At 76.8% G+C, this 5206-nt stretch carries 4 protein-coding genes; all 4 read left to right on the top strand.

Annotated elements, in window-relative coordinates; genetic code table 11:
- Positions 1-199: 199 nt before the first annotated feature.
- A complete protein-coding gene (locus ABT026_RS32025) occupies positions 200-427 on the top strand; it encodes a hypothetical protein (RefSeq protein ID WP_351118715.1) in 228 nt (75 codons plus the stop codon).
- Between the two features lie 190 nt (positions 428-617).
- A complete protein-coding gene (locus ABT026_RS32020; RefSeq protein ID WP_351118714.1) occupies positions 618-1340 on the top strand; it encodes a TIGR04222 domain-containing membrane protein in 723 nt (240 codons plus the stop codon).
- Between the two features lie 179 nt (positions 1341-1519).
- Complete coding sequence (locus ABT026_RS32015; protein WP_351118713.1) at positions 1520-2182, top strand: hypothetical protein; 663 nt, start codon at positions 1520-1522, stop codon at positions 2180-2182.
- A 300-nt stretch (positions 2183-2482) separates the two neighbouring features.
- Positions 2483-5206, top strand: a 2724-nt coding sequence (locus ABT026_RS32010; protein ID WP_502968096.1) for an ATP-binding protein, incomplete at its 3' end; no start/stop codon positions are given.

Genomic DNA, 5206 nt, shown 5'->3' with positions numbered 1-5206 from the left:
CCTCCCTCCTCCGCCTTGCAGCCGCACGCACCAGACCCCGCTCAGGCCCGCTGACAAGCGAACCGGCAGCAAGAACGGCATGATCCGCCGGACAGACCCTAGGGCACGCGCGTCCGACCGGCGGCACGGGGTAGGCCGTTGGGCGGGGCCGCGGACCGTCCGAGGTGCGCGGGCCGTCGCCGCGCAGCAGCCTGGGGACATGAACCGACCGCACATCGTGGTGCATCCGCCGGGGCTCGACGGGTCCCGGCGGGTGACCGCCGACGACGAGGCCCTCGGGGTCGCCTCTCACCTGGACGACGTCCGCGAGATCCTCCGGCTCTCCGACCTCGACGCGGGGGACGTCGAGACCGGCGACCGGATCGACTGGCAGGGCGGAGGCCCTGGGCAGTGGCCCGGCCTGGAGGAGCACCACGACCTCGAATAACCCTCTCCCGTAGGGCCGTTGACGCCCTCCGGCGGCTGCGGCGCAACCTCAAATCAACCTCTGAGAACGCCTTCACCTCTTCAACAGACCTATGCCCGGGCCGCATTGTTGTGTCCACGAGGTCCGCCGGCACGGGGGCGGCGGACCTCGCTCCGGCCACGGGGGAGTCGGAGAAACGGGGGGATACGCCATGGGGGAACGCGGCGAGGGCGACGGGGGACGTCCGCTCGACGCGTACCGCATCGCCGTGCTGCGCGGGGGCGACCGCGCGGCCGTGACGGTCGCGGTCGTGGCGCTGCACGGGCGCGGCCTGGTCGAGGCGGCGGAACCGGGGTTCCTGAAGAACACCGGTCCGCTGTCCGGCCGGGCCGCGCACCCGTTGGAGAAGGCGGTGCACGCCGCGCTGTACCGGCCGCTCACCTTGCTGGAGCTGACGGAACGCGCCCGGGTCCGGATGTGCGTGCGGACACTGCGTTCGGCCCTGGCGGCCGAGGGTCTGCTGCACCGGCGCACGTACACCTCGACCCGTGCCGGCCGGCGGCTCCTGCGCGCACTCGGTGCGGCCGCCGAGCCACCGGCCCACGCGACCGGCCCGCCGGAGGAGCGCGACGCCCTGCGGGCGGTCGCCCTGCGCGGCGACGCGGCCCTGCTCACCCTGGTGCCGCACCTCGCCCGGGACGCGCGGCTGACCGGGCCGCCGGTCCGACGTGAGGCCCTGCTGCCCGACGCCCCCGACGGCCCAGGCCCCCTCACCACCCGGATGTACCGCGAGCTCCACGACCGCGACGGCGAGGAACGCGGCGGGGACGGACGCGACGGCGACGGGCACGGCACCGGGGGCGGAGGCGGCGGTCACGACACAGGCGGGCACCACGCGTGCGGCTCGGGATCCGGTTGCGGCGGCGGCTGGTGAGCGCCGGGCGGCGGCCGTCGCACGGCGCGGGTGCGCGGGCGCACGCCCTCCGCCGAACGGAAACCGACCGCCCTGCCCGGTAATCAGCGAAACATCGCCGAAAGGCCGTCAACGGACGGACAGGCGGCCCGCGCCGGGCGCACCATGGGAGTCCGACCGCATCACGTCCTGGAGTGACCATGTCCGAGAGGGTTCCGGTGCGTTGCCCGGCCTGCCGGCAGGAGCACGTCTACCGGGTACCGACGTTCCCCTGCGCCTGCGGCACCCCCGTGGCCCCCGCGCTGGACGTCTCGGGCGAACCGACCCAGCTGACCCGGCGGGTCTGGCGCGAGAGCTGGGTGACCGTTCCCTGCCCCCGCTGCTCCCTGCGCAGTCAGTGGCCGTGGCCGGAACTGGGCTGCCCCTGCGGGGCCGTGCTGCGGCTCCCGCTGCTGGTCCCCGGGGACGCCGGCGGCCCCTCGGCGGCGCGGCCGGCCTTCCAGCCGGTGACCATCCGCACGCCCTTGGACGCGGTCACCGCGGCGGCGCTGTACCTGCGGTGGCTGGGTCACCCGGACGTGCGCCGGGCCGACCAGCGGCCGCCCTCCGGTGTCGCCCTCGCCGCGCGCGGGCTGATAGCGCACGTGGACCCGGGCCCGCGGCCGGCCTCCACCCGTGAGGTGGAGTGTCTGTGGCTGACCGCGATGAGCGAGTCGGCGCAAGGGGTCCACTTCTCGCTCGCCGGGTACGACCCGGCGGCCCTGGAACTCGCCGAGCAACTGTCCACGCCGCTGTTCCTGCTGGACAGCACCGGCATGCCTCAGGCGGTCAACGACGCGGCGGACACGCTGGCCGAGGGCTGACCACCCGACCCACCCCCACCCGTCGGGCCGCTGCCGGCCCGGAGAGCGCCCCGCGCTCCGACACCCTGCGCGAACGCCTCCGGAGGGATCCGGCCGCGCGCCGCCGCCGGGTCGTGCCGCCGCGCGCCGACTCCCGCCGCCGGGCCGGTATTTGACCGGACTCCGCCCTTTTCTTTTCCTCATTTTCAATTACGCTCCGGCCGGACGACCGGAGTTTGCGCAGAACGCCCGGATACCTCCCGCCCGATTAGTGCCGCGCGTTGCTTACTATTGACCAGAACACGACATTCGAGGGGAGCGGTGACCGTGCCATACGACGTCCAGGATCTCGCCGACCACCGCTCCGACCGGACGAACGAGCAGGTCATCGGACAGGAGGAGCTCTTCGCCGCGGCCCGGCGAAGACTCGCCCAGGGCGGTGGCGTGCTGCTCCACGGACCGGCCGGAATCGGCAAATCGACGGCACTGCGGGCACTGACCGCTGAATATGCCGGGAAGTCGCGGACGGTACTGCGCTGTTCGGCCACCGAGTCGGAATCCCACCTCCCCTTCCTGGCCATCGCCGACCTCCTCGGCCCCGTCCTGGACCGGGTCGCCGACCGCCTGCCGGACACCCAGCGTTCGGCGCTGGAGGCCGCCCTGACCGGGCACGGCGAGGCGGTGCTGCGACCGGACGGCCACCACGGGCTGGCCCTGCGCCTGGCGGTCCTGGCCGCCTTCCGCGCGCTGGCCGCCGACGGGCCGGTGCTGGTGGTCGCCGACGACCTCCAGTGGCTGGACCGCGCCAGCAGCGAACTGCTCGGCTTCGCCGCCCGCCGGATCAACGGCACCCGGGTGCGGATGCTCTGCGCGCTGCGCACCGGGACGCCCGGCGGGCCGGACGTGAACGACTGCCTGCGCGCGCTGCCGCACGACTCCGAGGCGCTGCGGGTCGCGCCGCTGGACCGCGGGCAGATCTCCGCCCTGCTGGCCCGCCGCGGCCACCGGTCGCTGCCGCGTTCGACGGTGCGGGCCATCGGCGCGGCCAGTGCCGGCAACCCGATGTTCGCCCTGGAGCTCGGCCGCGCGCTGGCCGAGAGCCCCACGCCGCCCCGGCCGGGCGAGCCGCTGCCGGTGCCGACGTCCCTGCGCGCCTTGCTGCTGGGGCGGCTGGAGCGGCTGCCCGCCGAGACCCGCCGGACGCTGCTGGTGGCCGCCGCCGGGGCGCGCCCGACCCTGGCACTGCTGCACGCCGCCGGCCGGACGGACGCCGAGGCGGACGTCGCCCGCGCCTGCGCGCTGGGGGTGCTGATCGCCGATCCGGAGAACCACACGGTCCGCTTCACCCACCCGATGGTGCCCTCCGCGCTGTACGCCGCGGCCGACGGTCCCGAGCGGCGGGCCGTCCACGCGGCCCTGTCGCGCGTGGCCGTCGACCCCATCGACCGGGCCCGGCACCTGGCCCTGGCGACCGCGGGGGCCGACCCGGAGGTCGCCGCGCGGCTCTCCGAGGCGGCCGGCCTCGCCCGTGACCGGGGCGCCCCCTCGGTGGCCGCCTCGCTGGGACTGCTGGCCGCACGGCACACCCCCCTGGACGCCGGCCACTCCCCCGACGCGTACCGGCTGCGCGCCGCGGAGGACGCGCTGACCGCCGGCGAGACCGACCTGGCCCGCGACATCGCCCAGGACGTGCTCGGCCGGGCCACCGAGGCCGCCGAGCGGGTGCGGGCCTGGATGGTGGTGATCGACGCGGCGGGCCAGGCGCTGACCGAGGTCGACGCGGTCTTCCCGCAGGCCCTCGCCGACGCCGGGGACGATCCGCGGCTGCTCGGCCTGGTCCACCACCGGCTGGCCTGGCAGGCGCTGCTGGTGGAGGGCGACAGCGGCCGGGCCCGTCAGGAGGCGGCGCTCGCCGCCCGGCTCGCCGCGGCGGGCGGGGACCGGAACACCGAACTGCTCTCGCTGGCGTTCCAGGCCCACATGGAGGTGCTGCGCGGCCACCCGGACGCCCCCGCCACCATCCTGCGGGCGCTGGAGGCGCCGCAGGACGACGCGCTGGCCTACGACCACAACGGCGCCGGAGCGGTGCACTGCCGCTGGATGATGATGAGCGACCGGCTGGACGAGGCCCGGTCCACCGTCACGGCGTTGCTGCGGGGCGCGCGGAGGCGCGGCATGGTCGAGGCGGAGGTGCAGTACCTGCGGCTGCTCGCCGAGACGGAGTTGGCCTCGGGGCACTGCGGACGCGCGGTGGACCTCGCGCGGGAGTCGCTGCGGCTGGCCCGGGACACCGGGATCGGCGAGGCGGCGGCCGGCGCGCTGGCGGCCCACGCGGAGGCGTCCGGCGGCGACCCGGCGAGCGCCGCGGAACTGGCCGAGGAGGCGGTGCGCACGGCGGAACGGGACGGCGACCAGATCTTCCTGGCGCACGCCCTCGCCGCGCTGGGGCACGTCCGGCTGCTCAGGGGCGACGCGGCCGGGGCGGTGGAGGTGCTCAGCCGGGTGCGCGCCCTCGAGGCGGGCGTCGGCATCGACGACCCGGCCGACGGCCGCTGGCACGGCGACCTCGCGGAGGCGCTGGTGCGCACCGGCCGGCCGCAGGAGGCACGGCGGCTGGTGGAGGAGACCCGCGCCCGCGCGGTCCGGCTGCGCCGGGAGGGCGTGCTCGCGGTGACCGACCGTGCGGAGGCGCTGGTGCGGATCGCCGAGGGCGACGCGGAGGGGGCGGAGTTCCTGCTGACGCGCTCACGGGAACGGCTGGCCCTGCTGGGACGACGGCTCTCCGAGGGCCGCACGCTGCTGGCGCTGGCCGACCTGCTCGCCCGCACCGGGCGCGGCGGGGCGGGACCGCGCGAGGAGGCGGGACGGCTGTTCCGCCGGTGCCGGGCACTGCCGTGGCTGCGCCGGGTGGAGGCCATGGCCGCCGCGGACACCGCCGCGGCGGCCGCCGTGAGCACCGCGTGGGGCCCGGGGGGCGGGCCGTGCGCGGCGCCCCGCGGGGGCGGGGGCGGCCACCCGGGGGTGGAGGGGGGGGCGGGGTGCGGC

This window comes from Streptomyces sp. NPDC002734 (assembly GCF_040295685.1).
GTDB lineage: Bacteria > Actinomycetota > Actinomycetes > Streptomycetales > Streptomycetaceae > Streptomyces.
The sequence above is the reverse complement of the archived record's forward strand: the minus strand, read 5'-3'. Positions and strand labels throughout refer to the sequence as shown.